Origin of the sequence: Dyella sp. LX-66 (assembly GCF_018599165.1) — a bacterium.
In the GTDB taxonomy this organism is placed as follows: Bacteria; Pseudomonadota; Gammaproteobacteria; order Xanthomonadales; family Rhodanobacteraceae; genus Dyella_D; species Dyella_D marensis.
The window spans coordinates 74,835-94,719 of the sequence record NZ_JAHFVJ010000002.1 but is presented as its reverse complement, the minus strand read 5'-3'; the positions used below and the strand labels follow the sequence as shown (position 1 = coordinate 94,719).

Below are 19,885 nucleotides of genomic sequence, written 5' to 3'. Positions count from 1 at the left end.
TCAGTCCGCCGCCGCGTCCGCGCGATGCACCGCCACGCCGCGCGCCGTGTAAGCCGCTCGCGCCGCCTTGTCCACGTCGTGCTCCACCACCAGGTGCTGCACCTCGCCCAGCTCCGCCACGCGATGCGTGGCCACCGTGCCGAGCTTGTCGCTGGTGACCACCACCGCGGTCTCGCCGCTGCACTCGACCATGGTGCGCTTGAACAGCACTTCCTCGCTGTCGAAACCCCACAGGCCGCCGTCCAGGTCCAGCGCGCAGGCGCCGGGAAAGCACAGGTCCGCGCGGATCCCCTGCAGCGACTTCACCGCCTGCGCACCCACCGCGCCGCCGATGCGCGCATCCACGCGGCCGCCGACCAGCAGTATCTCGAAACCCTCGCGGTCCATCAGCGCCAGCGCCACGTCCGGCGCATTGGTCACCACGGTCAGGCCGCTGCGTTCGGGCAGCGCGGCGGCAATGGCGGTATTGGTGGAACCGGCGTCGATCAGCAGGATCTGCCCCTGCCGCACCAGCGTCGCCGCCTTGCGCGCCAGCGCCTGCTTGCGGCCGGCGTGCTCGGCGCGGCGCTGCTTCAGCGGCTGCACGGTGACGGTAAGCGGCAGCGCGCCGCCGTAGACGCGCTTGCACAGACCCTGCGCGGCCAGTTCGCGCAGGTCGCGGCGGATCGAGTCCTCCGACACCTGGAACTCCGCCGCCAGCTCCGCCGCCACCACGCGGCCGCAGCTACGCAGGCGCTGCAGAATCCATTGCTGGCGCTCCTGCGGCAGCGCCTCGGCGGGGAAGCTTTCGTTGGCGACGCTGCGGCTCATGCGGTGGCCCTTGCGCCGACCAGTCCCTGCGCAGCGAGCCAATCGCGCAGGCCTTCCGCGCCCTGGAACCACCACGCATGCATGCCCAGCGCGGCAGCGGCATCCACGTTGCGGCGCGCATCGTCGATATAGATGCTGCGCGCCGGCTCGATGCCGTAGCGCTCGAACAGCCGCTGGTAGATGCGCGGATCGGGCTTGATCAGCCGCTCCTCGCCCGACACCACGATGCCTTCGAACCAATGCAGGAAGTCGTACAGCTGCAGCGCACGCGGGAAGGTTTCGTTCGACCAGTTGGTGAGCGCGTAGAGGCGCACGCCGCGCGCCTTCAGCTCCGCCAGCAGTTCCACGCTGCCGGCGATGGGGCCGGCCAGCATCTCTTCCCAGCGTTCGCGGAAGGCAGTGATCAGCGGGGCCTGCCGAGGATGCCTGGCGCAGAGTTCGGCGATCGCCTCGCTCCACGGACGGCCCGCATCCTGCTGCTCGTTCCACGGCCCCGTGCATACCTCGGCGAGGAAATGCTCCATCGCCGCCTCGTCGTCGAACAGCTGGCGGTACAGATGGCGCGGATTCCAGTCGACCAGCACGCCGCCGAGGTCGAACACCACGGTATCGATCATTGCATCACCCTTAGTTTTAGCTGCACGTCATCGCCGCACGATCCGCGCCGAAGCGGACACCACCACCAGCAGCCCCGCCACCGCGGCCATCGCCATCGGCAGGCTGCTGATCTTCGAAAGAAAGCCGATCAGCGCCGGCCCGCTGAGCAGGCCGATATAGCCGAGCATGGTCACCGTCGCCAGCGCGACCGCCGGCGAGGTGCCGGGCAGACGGCCCGCGGCACTGAACATCACCGGCACGATGTTCGAAGCGCCCAGGCCGATCAGCACGAAGCCGAGCAGCGAGGCCGGCGCCCACGGCACGGTGGAAACCAGCGCGAAACCGGCTGCGGCGATGGCTGCGCCAGCACGCACCGTCCATACCGTGCCCACGCGCTGCACCAGCCGGTCGCCGGTGAGGCGGCCCAGCGCCATGGCGATGGAGAAGCAGGCGTAGCCGATGCCGGCGGAGCTGGCGGCGAAGCCGCGGAAGTCGCGCAGGAACACCGCGCTCCAGTCCAGCATCGAGCCTTCCGCCATGAAGCTGACGAAGCACAGCAGGCCCAGCAGCAGCACCAGGCCGCGCGGCATGCCGAACGCCGCATGGCCTTCCGCCTCGCTGGCGCCTGTGAGCAGTCCATCGCGCAAGAAGAACACCAGGGCGGCGAGCAATGCCGCGACCGCCGCCGCGCACCAGGCCAGCGAAAGGCCCGTCGCGAGCAGAGCGCTCATCACCGCCGCGCCGGTCAGGCCACCGACGCTGAAGAGTCCGTGGAACCCAGACATCAGCACGCGCCCGTCGAGCTTCTCCACTTCCACCGCATGCGCATTCATGGCGACGTCGACCACGCCCAGCATCACGCCGAAATACGCCAGCGCCGCGGTAAGCGCGATCGCGCTCGGCGCCAGCGCCAGGGCCGGCAAGGCCAGGCACAGCAGCAGGCCCGAGGCGACGATCACGCGGCGGTTGCCATAGCGATGGCTGAGCCAGCCCACGAACGGCATCGAGGCCATCGAACCGCCGCCGAACACCAGCAAGATCAGCCCCAGCTGGGCGTCGTCCAGGCCCAGCCGCGACTTGGCGTACGGCACCATCGGCGCCCACGCCGACATGCCGATGCCGGAGACCAGGAAGATCAGGCGGGTGGACAGCGTGGCGCGGCCCAGGGATACGCGGCCGCCCAGGGCGCCGTCGGTGCTTGCTTTCATGCGGTGTTGCTCGGGGTCAACAATGGGGATGAATGTATACAATCGTGCATAAACAAGCAAACAGCGAAAGTGCGCGACGCTTAAGCCCCTCTCCCCTTGGGAGAGGGGTTGGGGTGAGGGTACGGGCGGAGCGCAAGAGTGATGTGCACCGCTCCGGCCGAACCCTCATCCGCCTGCCGGCACCTTCTCCCGGAGGGAGAAGGGCCCTACCTTGGAGGGCTAAGGAAATAGCGCAGCGCGCAAGGAAGACCCATGCCCACCATCCTCACCCACGCCGCCGTCCCCCTCCTGCTCGGCGCCGCCGCCGGCCAGCGCGCGGTATCGCCCCGCCTGCTCGCCGCCGGCGCCATCGCCGCCATGCTCCCCGACGCCGACATGCTGGCCTTCAAATTCGGCATCGCCTACGCCGACAGCTTCGGCCATCGCGGCGCCACGCATTCCATCGGCATGGCGCTCGCGCTCGGCGCCATCGCCGCGCTCGCCCATCGCCCCTTACGGACCACCGCGTGGCGCGCCTTCCTGTTCGTCGGCCTCGCCGCCCTCTCGCACCCGCTGCTGGATGCGCTGACCGACGGCGGCCTCGGCGTCGCGCTGGCCTGGCCGTTCTCCAGCGAGCGCTTGTTCTTCCCCTGGCGGCCGATCGCGGTGTCGCCGATCGGCGCGCGCTTCTTCAGCGCGCGCGGCCTGTCGGTGCTCGCCTCGGAACTGCGCTGGGTATGGCTGCCCTGCGCCCTGGCGGCGCTCGCCGTGTGGCTGGCCCGGCGGCATGCCGGCAGCGCCCGCGTGCCATAATCCTCGATCCCTCCGCCAGCCGAGCAGCCATGTCCCGCCGACTCCTCGTCACCAACGCCCTGCCCTACGCCAACGGTCCGCTGCACCTGGGCCACATGGTGGGCTACATCCAGGCCGACATCTGGGTGCGGGCGCAGCGCATGCAGGGCGACGAGGTGTTCTACGTATGCGCGGACGACGCGCACGGCACGCCGATCATGCTGGCGGCGGAGAAGGCCGGCGTGGCGCCGGAGACCTTCATCGAAGGCGTGCAGCTGAGCCACGAGGCGGATTTCGCCGCCTTCGGCGTGGCCTTCGACCATTACCACTCCACCCATTCGGACGAGAACCGCGAGCTGTCGGCGCTGATCTACACGCGCCTGCGCGACGGCGGCTACATCGCGCGCCGCACGATCCAGCAGCTGTTCGATCCGGAAAAAGCCATGTTCCTGCCGGACCGCTACATCAAGGGCACCTGCCCGGTGTGCGGCACGCCGGACCAGTACGGCGACAACTGCGAGAACTGCGGCGCCACCTACGCGCCCACCGACCTGATCAACCCCTACTCGGTGATGTCCGGCGCCACGCCGGTGCTGCGCGATTCGGAGCACTACTTCTTCGAGCTGGCCAAGTTCGAGCCGCTGCTGCGCGACTGGTTCGGCGGCAAGCTCACCGACGGCGCGCCGGTGGCCAACAGCGGCGTGATCGCCAAGCTGCGCGAGTGGCTGGACGGCGGCCTGAAGGACTGGGACATCTCGCGCGACGCGCCCTACTTCGGCTTCCCGATTCCCGACGCGCCGGGCAAGTTCTTCTACGTCTGGCTGGACGCGCCGGTCGGCTACCTGGCCAGCTTCCAGGCGCTGTGCGCGAAGACCGGCACGCGCTTCGAGGATTTCCTCGCGCCGGACAGCCGTGCCGAGATGCACCACTTCATCGGCAAGGACATCATCAACTTCCACGGCCTGTTCTGGCCGGCCATGCTCAAGGGCGCGGGCTTCCGCACGCCGACGGCGCTGCACGTCAACGGCTATCTCACCGTCAACAACGCGAAGATGTCCAAGTCGCGCGGCACCTTCATCAAGGCGCGCACCTACCTGGACGTCGGCCTGCATCCGGAATTCCTGCGCTACTACTTCGCCTCGATGCTGGGCGACACGCCGGTGGACGTCGACCTGGACCTGAAGTCGTTCGAGGAGCGCGTCAATTCGCATCTCGTCGGCAAGTGGGTGAACATCGCCAGCCGCACCGCCGGCTTCCTGCAGAAGTTCTTCGACGGCCGCCTGGCGCCCGCTTTCGGCAAGGAAGAAGCCGAGCTGTGGCGCGAACTGATGACGCACTACGACGAAGTGCCGGCGCTGTATCGCCAGGGCGAGTTCGCCGAAGTCACGCGCAAGTTCGTGCAGATCGCCGACCTGGTGAACGGCCACATCGCCGCCAAGGCGCCGTGGAACATCGCCAAGGACAGCACGCGCAAGCAGGAGCTGCACCAGGTCTGCTCGTTCGCCATTGCCGCGTTCCGCCTGCTCGCCGGCCTGCTCAAGCCGATCCTGCCGGCCACGGTGGAAAAGGCCGAGCGCTTTCTGGATGCACCGGTCACCGGCTTCGACGACGCACGCGCCGAACTGCACAACCACACCATCCATGCCTTCGAGCCCCTGCTCGGCCGCATCGACCCGAAGCTGATCGAAACGATGGTGGAGGAGTCGCGCGATTCGCTGGCTCCGCCCGAGCCGGCCGCCAAGCCGGCCAAGGCCATCAAGAACGAAACGAAGAAGGACAACGGCAAAACCATGAGCGACACCAGCAGCACCGACACCGTAGCCACCATCGGCATCGACGACTTCGCCAGGCTCGACCTGCGCATCGGCAAGGTCACCGCCTGCGAGTTCGTCGAAGGCTCCGACAAGCTGCTGCGCTTCGAACTGGACGCCGGCCCGCTGGGCGCGCGCCAGATCTTCTCCGGCATCCGCGCCGCCTACGGCGAGCCGGAAAAACTGCTGGGCCGCAACGTGGTCTTCATCGCCAACCTGGCGCCGCGCAAGATGCGCTTCGGCCTGTCGGAAGGGATGATCCTTTCCGCCGGCGACGGCGGGGACGACCTGTTCCTGCTCGATGCGGATCAGGGTGCGAAGCCGGGGGCCACGGTTCGCTGAGTTCCGCCGGAAGAACGGGATACCTCATTCCCGTTCTTCCGCTTCGTTCAAGCCCGACGCCATGAACACCCTCGCCGACCGCATCGACACCCTGCTGCCGCAGACGCAATGCGAGAAATGCGGCTATCACGGCTGCCGTCCGTATGCGGAAGCGATCGCGTGCGGTGAAGCGCAGATCAATCAATGCCCGCCCGGCGGCGCGGGCGGCATCCGCAAGCTGGCGGATCTGCTCGGGCGCGAGCCGCTGCCGCTGAATCCCGACAACGGCGTGGAAAAGCCGCGCACGCTGGCGCGCATCGTCGAGGCGGACTGCATCGGCTGCACCAAATGCATCCAGGTCTGTCCGGTGGATGCCATCGTCGGCGCGGCGAAAGTGATGCACAGCGTGATCGCGGACGACTGCACGGGCTGCGAGCTGTGCGTGCCGGCCTGCCCGGTCGACTGCATCGTGCTGGAGCCGATGCCGCTGGCGCAGGTGGAAGACCTCGCGCATGCCGACCGGGCGCGCGCGCATTTCCAGCGCCGCGAGGCGCGCCTGGCGCGCGAGCGCGAAAAGCAGGCGGCCGAGCTGGCCGCGCGCAAGGCGCAGCTCGGTGCGGCGGTGAGCGACAACCCGGTGCTGGCCGCGCTGGCCCGCGCCAAGGCCAGGCAACAGGAACCCAAACCGTGAAGCGAGCCGACGTCGTCGAGCTGTTCTCCCGCCTGCGCGAACTGGATCCGCATCCCACCACCGAACTGGACTACACCACGCCGTTCGAGCTGCTGGTGGCGGTGGTGCTGTCGGCGCAGGCCACCGACGTGGGCGTGAACAAGGCCACGCGCAAGCTGTATCCGGTGGCGAACACGCCGCAGGCCATCCTCGATCTCGGCGAGGAACAGCTCAAGCGCTACATCAGCACCATCGGCCTGTTCAACGCCAAGGCCAAGAACGTGATCGCGCTGTGCCGCATCCTGGTCGAGCAGTACGCCGGCGAAGTGCCGCAGACGCGCGAGGCACTGGAAGCGCTGCCGGGCGTGGGCCGCAAGACCGCCAACGTGGTGCTCAATACCGCGTTCGGGCACGCCACCATCGCGGTGGACACGCATATCTTCCGCGTCTCCAACCGCACCGGCCTGGCGCCGGGCAAGGACGTGCGGGCGGTGGAGGACAAGCTGGAAAAAACGGTGCCGCCGGAGTTCAAGCAGGATGCGCACCACTGGCTGATCCTGCACGGCCGCTACGTGTGCAAGGCACGCAAGCCGGATTGCCCGCAGTGCGTGATCCGCGATCTGTGCCAGTACAAGGACAAGACGCCGGCGGAGTCCGAGAAGAAAAAAGCCCCGGCCAAGAAGGCAGCGACGAAGAAGACCGCATCGCGGCGTAGGTTGGGGTGAGCCTAAGGCGAACCCCAACAATGCGACCGCGCCGCGACCGTGCGGACGTTGGGGTTCGCCATAGGCTCACCCCAACCTACGCCAGATATTTCGCGCACATTTAAAGCGTCCACACGCAGACACCGCCGCGCCGCGTCGCCACCGCGGCCATGCCCTTCGAGCGCAGCTTGGTCTTGCAGGTCGGGCACACCAGGTGCGAACCGTTCGGCTGCAGGATCGACTTCAGCCCACCCTCGTAGCAATGCACGCACAGGTCGTGCGGCACCGCGCCGGATTCGCGGCTGGTCTTGAAGCGATACACCAGGCCGCCCTGCGGCAGCTGGTGCAGCACGTAGCGTTCGCGCTCCATGCGCGCCTGGCGCACCTCTTCCACTTCGCGCGCCAGCGCATCGCGCTCCTCCAGCAGGACGCCATAAGCCAGTTGCATGGCGGCGAGGCGGTGCTGGATCTCGGCCATGGCGCCATACAGTTCCGGCGCCTTGCCGCGCGTCTCGTCCGGCGACAGCGCGCCGGCCATGTCGCGGGCGATGTCCGAGCCGGTCTTGATGGCGCCCAGCGCCGCTGTGATGTCCGCGAGCATCGCTCAACTCCCCTTGCCCCGGTCAAAGAAGCCCCGCGGACGCGCCTGGGCATCCGCGGGGTGTGGCAAAACCGCATGAAGCGATCAGGCCGCCTTGGCCGGACCTTCCACGCGACGCTCAAGCTCCATCCAATCCACCACCAGTTCGCAACCCCTGGACTTGGCGTTGCGGGCCCAGTCGCGCAGCAGCTCGAAGCTGGCCTGGTCGACGTGGTGCAGGTCGTCCATCACCACGTGCAGGCGCGTGTTCGGCGGCACCTGTTCCAGCGTGCGCGCCATCGACGGCACCTTCAGGAAGGTGGCAATGCCGGTCAGGTGCAGCTTGGCCGCGCCGGGCTCGTCGTCGTGCTCGGCCAGGTTCACCTTCAGGCGCGAAGACAGCAGGGCCAGGCGGAACAGCGACAGCGCGAAGCCCACCAGCACGCCGGCCAGCAGGTCGGTGGCGACGATGGCGAAGGTGGTCGCCAGGTAGATCGCGGCGGTGCCCTTGCCGTAGGCGGCGAAGCTCTTCACCTGCTTGAAGTTGATCATCTTCACTCCGGTAAAGACCAGGATGCCGGCCAGGCAGGACACCGGCGTCATGCGCATCAGCCACGGCAGCAGCAGGGCGAACACCAGCAGCCAGGCGCCGTGCAGCATGGTGGCCATGCGCGTGGCCGAACCGGCCTGCACATTGGCCGCGCTGCGCACGATCACGCCGGTCATCGGCAGCGCGCCGAACAGGCCGCACAGCGTATTGCCCACGCCCTGCGCGGTCAGTTCGCGGTCGTAGTTGGTGCGCGCGCCGTCGTGCATGCGATCGACCGCCGCCGCCGACAGCAGGGTTTCCGCGCTGGCGATAAAGGCGAAGGTCAGCGCGGCGATCAGCAGCGAGGGTTCGAGCAGGCCGCCGAGATCGGCGAAGCTGGGCAGCGCGATCGCCGACAGCAGGTTGGCCGGCACGTCCACCTTGTTGACGTTCACGCCGTTGAACTGCACGAACGCGGTCACCGCCACCACGGCCAGCAAGGCGCCGGGCACGAAACGCAGCTTCTGCGGACGCAGTTTTTCCCAGCCCAGCATGATCGCGATGGTGGCCAGGCCCACGCCCAGCGCGGCCAGGCCGGTGCCTTCGCCGGAGAACGCGTCGGCCAGTGCACCCGGCAAGGCGGCGAAATTCTCCAGGCCGCGCGCCGCCGGCTTGGCGTCGATCAGCACGTGCGCCTGCGAGGCCACGATCAGGATGCCGATGCCCGACAACATGCCGGCGACCACCGCCGGCGAGGTCATGCGGAACCAGATACCCACGCGGCACAGCCCCGCGGCGATCTGGATCAGGCCGGCCAGCAGCACCACCGGGCCTAGCGCCGCCACGCCGTGTTCGCGCACCAGCTCGAACACCAGCACGGCCAGGCCAGCGGCGGGGCCGCTGACCTGCAAGGGCGAGCCGGCGATCGAGCCGACCACGATGCCGCCGATGATGCCGGTGATCAGGCCGGCCGCCGGCGGCATGCCGGAGGCGATGGCGATGCCCATGCACAAGGGCAGCGCCACCAGGAAGACCACGATCGAGCCGAGCATGTCACGGCCGAACAGACCGCCCGAAAAGTACTTCGAAAACGCAGGGGAACTCATGGCGGGCAGCTCCTTAAGCCGTCGACGCGGAAGCGGCGAAACGCGCGTGCGGCGTCGCGTCCGGCACTTCGCGGGTGCTCGGATCGATCAGCACGAAGTGGCCGCTGTGCGCGTCGAACGCACGCAGTTCCGCCTGGGCGATGTCGTACAGCCAGCCGTGGATGCTCACGCTGCCGTTGGCCATCGCGGCGGCGACGGCGGGCAAGGTGCGCAGGTGTTCGAGCTGGCCGACCACGTTCTCTTCGGTGACGCGGCGCAGCGCTGCCTCGCCTTCCAGGTCCGGGCTGTTTTCGGCCACGACATAGCGCGCCACGTCGGCGTGCTTCAGCCACGCGGCGACCGACGGCATGTGCGCGACCTTGGCCGGCGCCAGCAGGCCCTTCATGGCGCCGCAGTCGGAGTGGCCGCAGATCACGATGTGCTTCACCTGCAGCACCTTCACCGCGTACTCGATCGCGGCGACCACGCCGCTCACGTGCTGCGCGTACGGCGGCACGATGTTGCCGATATTGCGGTAGACGAAGATCTCGCCCGGCAGCGCCGAGAAGATCATTTCGGGCATCACGCGCGAATCGGCGCAGGTGATGAACAGCGTATGCGGGCTCTGGCCGGTGGCCAGCTTCTTGAACAGCTCGCGCTGTTCCGGAAAGACGGTGCGGCGGAAGTGTTCGAAGCCTTCGAGCAGACGTTCCATGGGTAAATCTCCCAAGCAGTGGGGAAACGGGGCGGCAAACGGGCCGCCAAAAATTCTTCGATGGGGATGCGCCTCGCGCGGACACGGCAAGGCATCGGCAGGCAAGCTGCCGCAGGCGCGCAGGGACCTCAGCCGCGGACGCTCAGGCGCCGCGACGGAAAGCGCGCAGGGAGATCAGGCGTTGGGAGGGGGGCAGATCAGCCCGACCACGTGCTCGTGCACGTCGGGCACCGGGCCGATGGCCACGGAAGGAGCGCGGTCGTGCCACACGGACCACTCCATCGTCTCGACCATGATGTCGTCCAGACACTGGTCGTCGATGGCGCAGGCGCCGGCAAGCGCGTCGGAGCCGTCCTCGCCGTCGTCGGCGAGATCCTGGGCGATGTCTGCGTCGACCACGGCCGCCACGGCGGCGCGTCCGTCCTTGCCCATGCTCTGCGCCGTCGACGCGAACGTCACCAGCACGCCGAACAGGCATGCCAGGAACAGGACGAGGACGCGGGAGTAGCGGGTACGCATGACGTAGGAAGATACGGGCTCGCGCGGCGATGCTCAAGCCCTTGCAGCGCACAAATTTCGATCAAGCTGAATATGGACGTCCATTTCATTCAGCGCCGTGAAGCCAAAAACAAGGCTTTTTCTTCAAGTTTGCCCCCCGGCAAACCGGCGCTGCGCGGCCAGGCCGTCACAAAACCGACATGCCCGCGCCCTAGGCTCGCCGCCCCGCATGCCGCAAGAATTTGCGCGCAGGCATCCGCCGAAGCGGCGCCGGGCATCCAGGGACGGGAATCCATACGGCGCCGCGCGCATTCGCCACGCGGCCTACGCCGCCGATTCCTGGACGACCATGAAGAGAAAAAAACTCGCCTCGATGCTCTGGACCGTGGGCGCCGCCGCGCTCTCGGAAACGGCAGCCGCCGCCACGCTGGACCTGTACGTCGACCGCAAGACCCAGCAGATCTTCGCCGAGCCCGGTCCGGGCCGCGTCAAGCTCGGCACCTTCATGCAGGTGGATGAAAGCAGCGCCGCCGCGCCCGCTGCTTCGGCAAACGCGAGCGCGGCCACGCCCTCCTCCGCCATCGTCGCCGCGCCGGCAGCCGAAGCGAAGCCCGCCAAGGCTGCCGAGAAGAAGTGGTACGACCGCATCTCGCTGCGCGGCTACACCCAGCTGCGCTACAACCAGGGCCTGGGCGGCGATGCGGCGGACCTGCGTTCGCCCGGCGACCGCTTTATCGGCGACAACCAGGGCTTCGGCATCCGCCGCGCGCGCGTGGTGATCAGCGGCGATCTCAACGATCGCGTGTCGATCTACCTGCAGCCGGATTTCGCCAGTACGCCCACCGGTTCCACCACCAGCAACTTCGCCCAGCTGCGCGATGCGTATGCGGACATCTACTTCGACAAGAACCGCGAATTCCGCGCGCGCGCCGGCCAGTCGAAAGTGCCTTACGGCTGGGAAAACCTGCAGTCCAGCCAGAACCGCATCACGCCGGACCGCGCCGATGCGCTGAATTCCGGCGTGCGCGACGAACGCGATCTGGGCGTGTTCTTCTACTACACGCCGAAGCACGTGAAGGAGCGCTACCAGTACCTGGTGAAGTCCGGCCTCAAGGGCTCGGGCGACTACGGCGTGCTGGGCCTGGGTTTCTACAACGGCCAGGGCGCCAACCGCGCCGAGCAGAACAACAGCCTGCACACCGTGCTGCACGTCAGCTACCCGTTCAAGTTCGCCAACGGGCAGTTCTTCGAAGTGGGCGCCGATGCGTACAGCGGGCGCTTCAAGATCGCCACGCCGGCAGCCATCACCGTCAACGGCCGCAGCTTCACGCCGAAGGACACCGCGCCAGTCAACGGCTCGATCGACCAGCGCGTGGCCGTGCACGCCATCTACTACCCGCAGCCGTTCGGCCTGCAGGCGGAATGGACGGTGGGCCGCGGCCCGGAACTGGATATCGCGCGGCGCCAGATCCGCACCAAGTCGCTGCGCGGCGGCTACGTGCAGGCGATGTACAAGGTCGATGGCGGCAGCATCGGCACGCTGTTCCCCTACCTGAAATGGCAGACCTATCGCGGCGCTTCGAAATTCGACACCAACACGCCGCGCATGCTGGTCGACGAAACCGAGATCGGCGTCGAGTGGCAGCCGAACAATGCGGTGGAGCTGGCGGTGGCCTACGCCAATATGCGCCGCACCAATGTCGGTTCGGCGCCGTATCGCCGCATCGACGGCGACCTGCTCAGGGTGCAGCTGCAAGTGAACTACTGAACCCAGGCCGCTTCGCCACAACCCGGAAACTTTCTGGCTGCCGCAAAAAGCAAACGGCGGGCTTGAGGCCCGCCGTTTTCCATCCTTGGGTCGAACTCCCTTGCGATAACCGGTGAATCAGTAGGACAGCACGCCCCAGAAGCCGATTTCGTCCGTCTTGTACTCGAACGCGCGGATCGGGCCTTCCAGCTTGTCGTGCTTCCACGCGAACGCCAGGCGCAGGTTCTTCAGCGCGTCGTACGATACGCCGGCGTTGTAGTAGGTGTCCTTCAGCTTGCTCTGCGGGCCGGCGATGCCCCACCACTTGTAGTCCACGCGGTCGTAGCGGGCGAACACGGCCCACTGCGGCGCGAAGGAGTAGTCGCCGAACAGCGAGTAACCCTCGGACTTGTCGCGCACCACGGCCGGAGCCGGCACCACGCCGTTGTACTTCAGGACATCGTCCCAGTTCTTGGCGGTGAAGTATTCGGCGCCGACGCCGAAGGTCTTGTCGCGGTAGGCCACCAGCGCGTCGCCGCGGGTCGCGTTCTGCGTGGCCGCGCCGTTCTGCACCTTGTTGCCGCGCTTGCCGTCGTAGCCACCGATGGCGATGACCATTTCCTGGATCGGCTGGTAGCCGAAGCGGCCTTCCACGTCCACGCTGTCAGAGCGCGACGGGTTGCGGAAACCCCGGCCGTTGACCACCGACAGCTGGTAGTTGATGGCGTTGTCGCCGGTGGTCGCGCCCAGGGCATGGATACCCCAGTCGGACGAGTTGCCGAACGAACCCACGCCGGTCGGGGCCACGCCCACGGTGCCGCGGCCGCCGTCGATGCTGCGGTCGATCAGGGTGTTCTCGATGAAGCGGTAGCCGTACCACTTCTCGGCGAACGGAATCCACGGCATGTCGGCCGCACCGAAGCGCACCGTGAAGAGCGGGTCGAACGTGCCCTGCACGTAGGCCTTCTTCACGAACAGGCTGGTCTGGCTCAGCGTGGACTGGTAGTTGAAGTCGGTGGTCAGGTTGGCCGACCAGGTGTCGTCGAACTTGTGGTCGACGGTCAGGTAGAAGCGCTTGACGTCGAAGCCGGTGCCGTTGACCGAGCCATGGCCGTCCTTGCTGACGAAGCCGCCGGTCTTGCCCTTTTCCTTGTGGTCGGCATTGGTCAGGTCGAAGAACATGGTGCCGCCGATCTTCGTGTTGTTCACGAACTTGTCGATCGTGGACATCTTCTTGTCGGACGCGACCTGCGCCTTCTGCACGGCCTCGATGTTCTGGCCGGTGGACACGTTGATGTCCGACTGGGCGTCAGTGCGCTCTTCCAGTGCGATGACCTTGGCCTGCAGCTCGGCGAGCTGGGCCTTCAGCGCCTCGATCTCGGCGTTCTGGGACGCCTGCGAACCCTGGCTGGAGGTCTGGGCGGCCTTGCCCTTCGTCGCCGGCTCCGCGGCCACGTGGAAACTGACTACGCCCAAACCGGCAGCAATCGCCACCGCGAGCAACTTAGAACGCATGGATGTTCTCCGCATGTTGGTAGACATTGCCTGGACCGCCCCCTCTCGATCGGCACGGCCAACCAGGTAATGGCCGGCAGCATGCGGTGGGCGTTTTACGATTCCGTGCTACTTGCATGACAAAATAAAGACACTGGTGCGGCCAGTTGCAACAAAAGCTCCCTGCCCGCCCCGGGCCGATTCACGGCCGCCCCGGGCCGGCTGATATGCTTGCTCGATGGATAAACCGGAAAACCTCAGCAACAGCATGTCCAGCCGGCTGGCCGACCGCTTCCGCGGCTTCCTGCCGGTGATCGTCGACGTGGAAACCGGCGGCTTCGACGCCGAGCGCGACGCCCTGCTGGAAATCGCCGCCGTCACCCTGGACATGGACGCCGAGGGCTATCTGCGCCCCCGCCCGGCGGTGTCGGCCCACGTGGAGCCGTTCCCCGGCGCCAACATCGACCCGCGCGCGCTGGAGATCACCGGCATCGACCCGGACAACCCGCTGCGCGGCGCGCTCAACGAGCGGGCGGCGCTGGACCACATCTTCAAGGAAGTGCGCGAACGCATGCGCGACGCGGACTGCCAGCGCGCCATCCTGGTCGGCCACAACGCCGCCTTCGACCTGGGCTTCCTCAATGCGGCCGTGCGCCGCACGGGCCACAAGCGCAATCCGTTCCACCCTTTCAGCTGCTTCGACACCGCCACGCTCGGCGGCCTGGCCTACGGGCAGACGGTGCTGAGCAAGTCGGTGCAGGCGGCCGGCTTCGTGTTCGACACGCGCGAGGCGCACTCGGCCGTGTACGACGCCGACCGCACCGCCGACCTGTTCTGCGCCATCGTCAACCGCTGGCGCAGGCTGGAAACCTTCGAGCGCGAGCACATCGGCCTGGATGTGCTGTAGGTCCCGGAAAACCCTATAGATAAGGAATGCTTTCCGGCCGGCGCGGCGTGATGGTTTTGTCGCCGCTCCCGCCAATATGACAAGTTGTCATATCGGTGAAACATTCAGCTCATTTCATTGCAACACGGCGCGCATGAAATAGCGGTCGGGCGGGAATCCCCCGTGACCCTTATCACTAAGGAGCAACCGTGTTGACCTCTAGCAAATCTTTCTCCCGTATCGGCACGTCCGCTGTGTTCGCCGCGGCGTCGCTGTTCGGCATGTCGGCCCACGCCACGGACATCACCGGCGCTGGTTCGAGCTTCGTCTACCCGGTGCTCTCGAAGTGGTCCGCTGGCTACTCCGAAAAGACCGGCAACAAGCTCAACTACCAGTCGGTCGGTTCGGGCGCCGGCGTGGCGCAGATCAAGGAAGGCACCATCGATTTCGGTGCCACCGACGCCCCGCTGAAGGCCGAGGACCTCGCCAGCTTCAAGCTCGGCCAGTTCCCGGTGGTGGTGGGCGGCATCGTGCCGGTGGTGAACATCCCGGGCATCAAGGCCGACCAGGTCAAGCTCGACGGCGAGACCCTGGCCGACATCTTCCTGGGCAAGATCACCAACTGGAACGACCCGAAGATCGCCGCGCTGAACGCGGGCCTGAGCCTGCCGGCCAAGAAGATCACCGTGGTGCACCGCTCCGACGGTTCGGGCACCTCGTTCAACTTCACCAACTACCTGTCCAAGGTCAGCAAGGAGTGGGCGGACAAGGTGAAGTTCGGCACGGCCGTCGAGTGGCCGACCGGCGTGGGCGGCAAGGGCAATGAAGGCGTGTCGCAGTACGTCAAGCAGATCCCGGGTTCGATCGGCTACGTCGAATACGCCTACGCGAAGAAGAACACCATCGCCTGGGTCGACCTGAAGAACTCCTCCGGCCAGTTCATCGTGCCCAGCGCCGACAGCTTCGCCGCTGCCGCCGCCACGGCCGACTGGGCCAGCGCCAAGGACTTCAACGTGATCATGACCAACGCCCCGGGTGCGCAGGCGTGGCCGATCACCGCCACCACCTGGGTGGTGATGTACAAGAGCCCGAAGAACGCCGAGCACACCAAGGTGGCCTTCGAGTTCTTCAAGTGGGCGCTGAACAACGGCCAGTCCGACGCCGCCTCGCTCGACTACGTGGCCCTGCCGGCCACCCTGGTGCAGAAGATCGAAGCCTACTGGGCCTCCGAGTTCAAGCACTGATGAAAACCGCGGCGGGTTGTAAAGCAACCCGCCGCCACCGGCACGGAAGCCGCGCGTAGGACCGGGCCGCCCCATCGCAGGATGGGGCGGCCTGCTGCTGAACAGCGCCGACGCGGCGCCCAATCCATCGACCGGGCGGCCCAGCCGGCCGGCGTTGCCAGGAAAGCGAAACCATGCAAGCGAACGAGGCCGCGGCAGCGCCCTTTTCCACCCAGGAAGTCCGCGCCCGCCGCGACGCACGGGACGACCGCCTGTTCGGCTGGCTGCTCAAGGGCTGCGGCCTGCTGGTCCTGGCCAGCCTGCTCGGCGCCGCCGGCGCCACCTTGTGGGGCGGACGCGATGCGTTCGCACACTTCGGCCTGGGCTTCCTCACCAGCAGCGAATGGAATCCCAGCGACGACGTCTACGGCGCCCTGGTGCCGGTGTTCGGCACGCTGATCACCTCGTTCATCGCCCTGCTCGTCGCCGTGCCGATCAGCTTCGGCATCGCGCTGTACCTGTCGGAAGTGGCGCCCCCGTGGCTGCGCACCCCGGTGGCCTCGGCCATCGAACTGCTGGCCGGCATTCCTTCGATCATCTACGGCATGTGGGGCCTGTTCGTGTTCGCGCCCTTCTTCGCCGACCACGTCAAGCCCTGGCTCACCAATTACCTGGGCAACCAGCCGGACGACGGCAAGGTGTCCTGGGTGGCCGAGCACGTTCCCTTCATCGGCCGCATGTTCGGCAACGACAACCCGTTCGGCGGCAGCGTGCTGACCGCGGGCATCGTGCTGGCGATCATGATCATCCCGTTCATCTCCTCGGTGATGCGCGAAGTGTTCCAGACCGTGCCCACGCGCCTGAAGGAGTCGGCCTATGCGCTCGGCTCCAGCACCTGGGAAGTGGTGTGGGACATCGTGCTGCCGTATACCCGCTCGGCGGTGATCGGCGGCATCTTCCTCGGCCTCGGCCGCGCGCTGGGCGAGACCATGGCGGTGACCTTCATCATCGGCAACAAGATGAAGCTGTCGCCCTCCCTGCTCGATCCGGGCGCGTCGATCGCCTCCACCATCGCCAACCAGTTCGGCGAGGCCGCCGGCCTGCAGAAGTCCGCGCTGATGGCGCTGGCCTTCCTGCTGTTCGTGGTGACCTTCATCGTGCTCATGATCGCCCGCCTGATGTTGCGCCGACTCGCCCACAAGGAGGGCCGCTGATGAAGTCCTCCTCGCTCTATCTGCGCCGCCGCGTCAAGAACGTGGTCGCCCTGGGCCTGAGTTCCGTCGCCACCCTGATCGGCCTGGTGTTCCTGGCCTGGATCCTGTGGGAGACGCTGCGCCAGGGCATCGGCGCGATCAACTGGAACCTCTTCAGCAAGATCTCGGTGTACCGCGAAAACGGCGGCCTGGCCAACGCCATGGTCGGCAGCCTGATCCTGGACCTGCTCGGCATCGCCATCGCCACGCCGATCGGCGTGCTGGCCGGCACCTGGCTGGCCGAATACGCCAACCGCACGCGGCTGGGCGAGTCGATCCGCTTCCTCAACGACATCCTGCTGTCGGCGCCGTCGATCGTGCTGGGCCTGTTCGTCTACACCATCGTGGTGCTGCCGACGACCGCGCTGACCAATGGCAACACCACGTTCTCCGGCCTGGCCGGCGGCATCGCGCTGGCGCTGATCGCCCTGCCGGTGATCGTGCGCACCACCGACGAAATGCTGCGCCTGGTGCCGTCCACCCTGCGCGAGGCGGCGCTGTCGCTGGGCATCCCGCAGTGGAAGCTGACCATGCAGATCCTGATGCGCGGCGCGCGCTCGGGCATCATCACCGGCGTGCTGCTGGCGCTGGCGCGCATCAGTGGCGAGACCGCGCCGCTGCTGTTCACCGCGTTCGGCAACAACTTCCTGACCTTCAATCCGATGGACAAGATGCCGAGCCTTCCCCAGGCGATCTACGAGTACACCAAGGACCCGGATCCGGCGATCAATGCGATCGCCTGGGCCGGCGCCTTCGTCATCACCATGTTCGTGCTCGCGCTGAGCCTGCTTTCCCGCCTGATCCTCTCCCGCAACAAGGTGTCCCATGACTGAGTCCGCCGCCGCCGGCATTCATCCGCAGCCCGCCGCCGCGCTGGCGCCGACCAAGCTGCGCGTGCGTGACCTGAATTTCTACTACAACGGGTTCCATGCGCTGAAAGGCATCAACATGGACATCCCGGAGAAGAAGGTCACCGCCATCATCGGCCCCTCCGGCTGCGGCAAGTCCACTCTGCTGCGCATCTTCAACCGCATCTATGCGATCTACCCGAAGCTCGAAGCCAAGGGCGAGATCATGCTCGACGAGGAGAACATCCTCGACACGCGCTATTCGATGAACAAGCTGCGCAGCAAGGTCGGCATGGTGTTCCAGAAGCCGGTGCCGTTCCCGATGACCATCTTCGAGAACGTGGCCTACGGCATCCGCCACCACGAGCGCCTGTCGCGCGCCGACATGGAGATCCGCGTGGAGCAGGCGCTGCGCAGCGCCGCGCTGTGGGACGAGGTGAAGGACAAGCTCAAACAGAATGCGCTCGGCCTCTCCGGCGGCCAGCAGCAGCGCCTGTGCATCGCCCGCGGCATCGCCCTCAAGCCCGAAGTGCTGCTGCTGGACGAGCCCACCTCGGCGCTGGACCCGATCGCCACCGGCCGCATCGAACAGCTGGTGGAAGAGCTCAAGAGCGAGTACACCATCGTCATCGTCACCCATAACATGCAGCAGGCGGCCCGCTGTTCGGACCTCACCGCCTTCATGTACCTGGGCGAGCTGATCGAGTTCGACCGCACGGAACAGATCTTTACCAAGCCGGGCAAGAAGCAGACCGAGGATTACATCACCGGCCGTTTCGGCTAAGCATCATTGCTCCCTCTCCCCGCCGGGGAGAGGGCTGGGGTGAGGGGCGGGTGCTCGCGACAACCTGTCCTACCGACTCAAAACGAGACCAAACACATGAGCGGCAGCAGCAAGGAACACATCATCAAGAGCTACGACGACGAACTCGCCCGCCTCACCGGCGAGATCGTGCGCATGGGCGAACTGGCCGTGACGCAGCTGGAATCGGCCATCGACGTGGTCGAGCGCCGCGACGAGCGCGCCGCCCAGCGCGTGGTCGCCAACGACGACGCCATCGACCAGCTCGAACAGGAAATCAGCCACGACGTGGTGCGCCTGCTGGCGCTGCGCGCGCCGATCGCCGGCGACCTGCGCAACGTGTTCGCCGCGCTGCGCATCGCCGCCGACATCGAACGCATCGGCGACTACGCCGCCAACGTGGCCAAGCGCTCCATCCCGTTGTCGATGGTGGCGCCGATCGCCCCCACCAACGGCCTGGGCTACCTGGCGGAACTGGCCGCGGGCGAAGTACGCGAAGTGCTGGTGGCCTACCGCGACCGCGACGCCGAGCGCGCCTACCAGGTGTGGAAGGACGACGCCCTGCTGGACGAGGCCTACACCGGCTACTTCCGCCAGCTGCTCACCTACATGATGGAAGACCCGCGCAACATCACGCCGTGCACGCACCTGCTGTTCATGGCCAAGAACATCGAGCGCATCGGCGACCACGCCACCAATATCGCCGAGAACATCTGGTTCCAGGTGCACGGCGAGCCGCTGACCACGCAGCGGAGCAAGCGCGATTTCACCTCCAACCCCGAGATCACCAAGCTGGGCGATCGCGAGTAAGGCCGATCGGCTGCCATAAAAAAGCCCGCCGATCGGCGGGCTTTTTATTGTGCAGGTTGGGGTGAGCCGCAGGCGAACCCCAACCATGCGATGCGCCCGGCCACGTTGGGGTTCGCCTGCGGCTCACCCCAACCTACGCCGGATGACGTCGCTCAATGCGCCCCGCCGGTGAGCTTCAAGCCGATGATCCCGACGAAGATCAACGCCACGCACAACAACCGCGCCGGCGTCGCCGGATCGCCGAACAGCACGATGCCGAGTATCACCGCGCCCACCGCGCCGATGCCGGTCCACACCGCGTAGGCCGTGCCGATCGGCAAGGTCTTCACCGCCAGCGCGAGCAGGACGATGCTGACGGTCATCGCCGCCACCGTGCCCACGGTGGGCCACAGGCGGGTGAAGCCTTCGGTGTATTTCAGGCCGATCGCCCAGCCGATCTCGAACAGGCCGGCGAACACAAGATAGATCCAGGGCATGACAGACTCCTTGGGAGCCGATCGACGCATGCCTCGCGCATGCGGAC

General features: G+C 67.0%; 20 protein-coding genes. 11 read left to right on the top strand and 9 right to left on the bottom strand.

Features of this window, described 5'->3' with window-relative positions; translation table 11 throughout:
• From KK141_RS04215 to KK141_RS04205, 3 genes are read right to left on the bottom strand one after another with little or no spacing between them, the layout of a single operon-like run.
• Nucleotides 1-810, bottom strand: a complete 810-nt coding sequence (locus KK141_RS04215) for a DeoR/GlpR family DNA-binding transcription regulator (protein WP_214571650.1) — start codon at nucleotides 808-810, stop codon at nucleotides 1-3.
• Nucleotides 807-1,427, bottom strand: a complete 621-nt coding sequence (locus tag KK141_RS04210) for an HAD family phosphatase (RefSeq protein ID WP_214571651.1) — start codon at nucleotides 1,425-1,427, stop codon at nucleotides 807-809. Before KK141_RS04210 ends, KK141_RS04215 begins: the two co-directional genes overlap by 4 nt.
• A gap of 27 nt (nucleotides 1,428-1,454) precedes the next feature.
• Nucleotides 1,455-2,615 (bottom strand): MFS transporter, encoded by a 1,161-nt coding sequence (locus KK141_RS04205; RefSeq protein WP_214571652.1) that lies wholly within the window; start codon nucleotides 2,613-2,615, stop codon nucleotides 1,455-1,457.
• A gap of 252 nt (nucleotides 2,616-2,867) precedes the next feature.
• Here KK141_RS04205 and KK141_RS04200 point away from each other — a divergent pair, with 252 nt between their 5' ends.
• The 4 genes from KK141_RS04200 to nth all read left to right on the top strand — a co-directional run bounded on the left by KK141_RS04200 (nucleotide 2,868) and on the right by nth (nucleotide 6,913).
• Nucleotides 2,868-3,407 carry a metal-dependent hydrolase gene (locus KK141_RS04200; RefSeq protein ID WP_214571653.1) on the top strand — a complete coding sequence of 180 codons (540 nt, stop codon included), beginning with the start codon at nucleotides 2,868-2,870 and terminating at the stop codon, nucleotides 3,405-3,407.
• A 29-nt stretch (nucleotides 3,408-3,436) separates the two neighbouring features.
• Nucleotides 3,437-5,539: a methionine--tRNA ligase gene (gene metG, locus KK141_RS04195; RefSeq protein WP_214571654.1), complete on the top strand. Its 2,103-nt coding sequence runs from the start codon at nucleotides 3,437-3,439 to the stop codon at nucleotides 5,537-5,539.
• A 61-nt stretch (nucleotides 5,540-5,600) separates the two neighbouring features.
• Complete coding sequence (locus tag KK141_RS04190) at nucleotides 5,601-6,209, top strand: RnfABCDGE type electron transport complex subunit B (protein ID WP_214571655.1); 609 nt, start codon at nucleotides 5,601-5,603, stop codon at nucleotides 6,207-6,209.
• Entirely contained in the window at nucleotides 6,206-6,913 is a 708-nt protein-coding gene (nth, locus tag KK141_RS04185) for an endonuclease III (RefSeq protein WP_345777594.1), read from the top strand. The genes KK141_RS04190 and nth overlap by 4 nt, the downstream gene beginning before the upstream one ends.
• Nucleotides 6,914-7,013: 100 nt before the next feature.
• Here nth and KK141_RS04180 read toward each other — a convergent pair whose 3' ends face one another.
• The 4 genes from KK141_RS04180 to KK141_RS04165 form a co-directional block, all read right to left on the bottom strand.
• A complete protein-coding gene (locus KK141_RS04180; RefSeq protein WP_214571656.1) occupies nucleotides 7,014-7,493 on the bottom strand; it encodes a hypothetical protein in 480 nt (159 codons plus the stop codon).
• 84 nt (nucleotides 7,494-7,577) lie between these two features.
• On the bottom strand, nucleotides 7,578-9,107 hold the full coding sequence (locus tag KK141_RS04175) for a SulP family inorganic anion transporter (protein ID WP_214571657.1): 1,530 nt from the start codon (nucleotides 9,105-9,107) through the stop codon (nucleotides 7,578-7,580).
• A gap of 13 nt (nucleotides 9,108-9,120) precedes the next feature.
• Nucleotides 9,121-9,801, bottom strand: a complete 681-nt coding sequence (locus KK141_RS04170; RefSeq protein WP_214571658.1) for a carbonic anhydrase — start codon at nucleotides 9,799-9,801, stop codon at nucleotides 9,121-9,123.
• A 174-nt stretch (nucleotides 9,802-9,975) separates the two neighbouring features.
• A complete protein-coding gene (locus tag KK141_RS04165) occupies nucleotides 9,976-10,320 on the bottom strand; it encodes a hypothetical protein (protein ID WP_214571659.1) in 345 nt (114 codons plus the stop codon).
• Between the two features lie 328 nt (nucleotides 10,321-10,648).
• Between KK141_RS04165 and KK141_RS04160 the strand changes: the two genes are divergently transcribed.
• Complete coding sequence (locus tag KK141_RS04160) at nucleotides 10,649-12,067, top strand: porin (RefSeq protein ID WP_214571660.1); 1,419 nt, start codon at nucleotides 10,649-10,651, stop codon at nucleotides 12,065-12,067.
• A gap of 117 nt (nucleotides 12,068-12,184) precedes the next feature.
• Here KK141_RS04160 and KK141_RS04155 read toward each other — a convergent pair whose 3' ends face one another.
• Entirely contained in the window at nucleotides 12,185-13,561 is a 1,377-nt protein-coding gene (locus KK141_RS04155; protein ID WP_214571661.1) for a porin, read from the bottom strand.
• A 217-nt stretch (nucleotides 13,562-13,778) separates the two neighbouring features.
• On the opposite strand from KK141_RS04155, the gene rnt reads away from it, so the two are divergent.
• From rnt to phoU, 6 genes are all read left to right on the top strand, one after another.
• Complete coding sequence (gene rnt / locus KK141_RS04150) at nucleotides 13,779-14,447, top strand: ribonuclease T (RefSeq protein WP_214571662.1); 669 nt, start codon at nucleotides 13,779-13,781, stop codon at nucleotides 14,445-14,447.
• A 188-nt stretch (nucleotides 14,448-14,635) separates the two neighbouring features.
• The gene (pstS, locus tag KK141_RS04145) at nucleotides 14,636-15,670 is read left to right on the top strand and encodes a phosphate ABC transporter substrate-binding protein PstS (RefSeq protein ID WP_214571663.1); all 1,035 of its coding nucleotides are present in this window, start codon (nucleotides 14,636-14,638) and stop codon (nucleotides 15,668-15,670) included.
• Between the two features lie 173 nt (nucleotides 15,671-15,843).
• Entirely contained in the window at nucleotides 15,844-16,863 is a 1,020-nt protein-coding gene (gene pstC, locus KK141_RS04140; protein WP_214571664.1) for a phosphate ABC transporter permease subunit PstC, read from the top strand.
• Nucleotides 16,863-17,735 carry a phosphate ABC transporter permease PstA gene (gene pstA, locus KK141_RS04135; protein WP_214571665.1) on the top strand — a complete coding sequence of 291 codons (873 nt, stop codon included), beginning with the start codon at nucleotides 16,863-16,865 and terminating at the stop codon, nucleotides 17,733-17,735. Before pstC ends, pstA begins: the two co-directional genes overlap by 1 nt.
• The gene (gene pstB, locus KK141_RS04130) at nucleotides 17,728-18,534 is read left to right on the top strand and encodes a phosphate ABC transporter ATP-binding protein PstB (RefSeq protein ID WP_035322032.1); all 807 of its coding nucleotides are present in this window, start codon (nucleotides 17,728-17,730) and stop codon (nucleotides 18,532-18,534) included. The genes pstA and pstB overlap by 8 nt, the downstream gene beginning before the upstream one ends.
• Before the next feature lie 96 nt (nucleotides 18,535-18,630).
• Nucleotides 18,631-19,362, top strand: a complete 732-nt coding sequence (phoU, locus tag KK141_RS04125; protein WP_214571666.1) for a phosphate signaling complex protein PhoU — start codon at nucleotides 18,631-18,633, stop codon at nucleotides 19,360-19,362.
• Nucleotides 19,363-19,514: 152 nt separating this feature from the next.
• Here phoU and sugE read toward each other — a convergent pair whose 3' ends face one another.
• Nucleotides 19,515-19,838, bottom strand: coding sequence for a quaternary ammonium compound efflux SMR transporter SugE (gene sugE / locus KK141_RS04120; protein WP_214571667.1), 324 nt, complete (start codon nucleotides 19,836-19,838; stop codon nucleotides 19,515-19,517).
• Nucleotides 19,839-19,885 lie beyond the last annotated feature (47 nt).

Excerpts from the sequence above, each read along its gene's own strand:
- KK141_RS04205 (WP_214571652.1), bottom strand. The coding sequence starts at position 2,615 with ATGAAAGCAAGCACCGACGGCGCCCTGGGCGGCCGCGTATCCCTGGGC.
- KK141_RS04215 (WP_214571650.1), bottom strand. The coding sequence starts at position 810 with ATGAGCCGCAGCGTCGCCAACGAAAGCTTCCCCGCCGAGGCGCTGCCG.
- KK141_RS04170 (WP_214571658.1), bottom strand. The coding sequence starts at position 9,801 with ATGGAACGTCTGCTCGAAGGCTTCGAACACTTCCGCCGCACCGTCTTT.
- sugE (WP_214571667.1), bottom strand. The coding sequence starts at position 19,838 with ATGCCCTGGATCTATCTTGTGTTCGCCGGCCTGTTCGAGATCGGCTGG.
- KK141_RS04160 (WP_214571660.1), top strand. The coding sequence starts at position 10,649 with ATGAAGAGAAAAAAACTCGCCTCGATGCTCTGGACCGTGGGCGCCGCC.
- metG (WP_214571654.1), top strand. The coding sequence starts at position 3,437 with ATGTCCCGCCGACTCCTCGTCACCAACGCCCTGCCCTACGCCAACGGT.
- phoU (WP_214571666.1), top strand. The coding sequence starts at position 18,631 with ATGAGCGGCAGCAGCAAGGAACACATCATCAAGAGCTACGACGACGAA.
- KK141_RS04165 (WP_214571659.1), bottom strand. The coding sequence starts at position 10,320 with ATGCGTACCCGCTACTCCCGCGTCCTCGTCCTGTTCCTGGCATGCCTG.
- KK141_RS04155 (WP_214571661.1), bottom strand. The coding sequence starts at position 13,561 with ATGCGTTCTAAGTTGCTCGCGGTGGCGATTGCTGCCGGTTTGGGCGTA.
- KK141_RS04210 (WP_214571651.1), bottom strand. The coding sequence starts at position 1,427 with ATGATCGATACCGTGGTGTTCGACCTCGGCGGCGTGCTGGTCGACTGG.
- rnt (WP_214571662.1), top strand. The coding sequence starts at position 13,779 with ATGGATAAACCGGAAAACCTCAGCAACAGCATGTCCAGCCGGCTGGCC.
- pstB (WP_035322032.1), top strand. The coding sequence starts at position 17,728 with ATGACTGAGTCCGCCGCCGCCGGCATTCATCCGCAGCCCGCCGCCGCG.
- pstA (WP_214571665.1), top strand. The coding sequence starts at position 16,863 with ATGAAGTCCTCCTCGCTCTATCTGCGCCGCCGCGTCAAGAACGTGGTC.
- pstC (WP_214571664.1), top strand. The coding sequence starts at position 15,844 with ATGCAAGCGAACGAGGCCGCGGCAGCGCCCTTTTCCACCCAGGAAGTC.
- KK141_RS04200 (WP_214571653.1), top strand. The coding sequence starts at position 2,868 with ATGCCCACCATCCTCACCCACGCCGCCGTCCCCCTCCTGCTCGGCGCC.
- KK141_RS04180 (WP_214571656.1), bottom strand. The coding sequence starts at position 7,493 with ATGCTCGCGGACATCACAGCGGCGCTGGGCGCCATCAAGACCGGCTCG.
- KK141_RS04190 (WP_214571655.1), top strand. The coding sequence starts at position 5,601 with ATGAACACCCTCGCCGACCGCATCGACACCCTGCTGCCGCAGACGCAA.
- KK141_RS04175 (WP_214571657.1), bottom strand. The coding sequence starts at position 9,107 with ATGAGTTCCCCTGCGTTTTCGAAGTACTTTTCGGGCGGTCTGTTCGGC.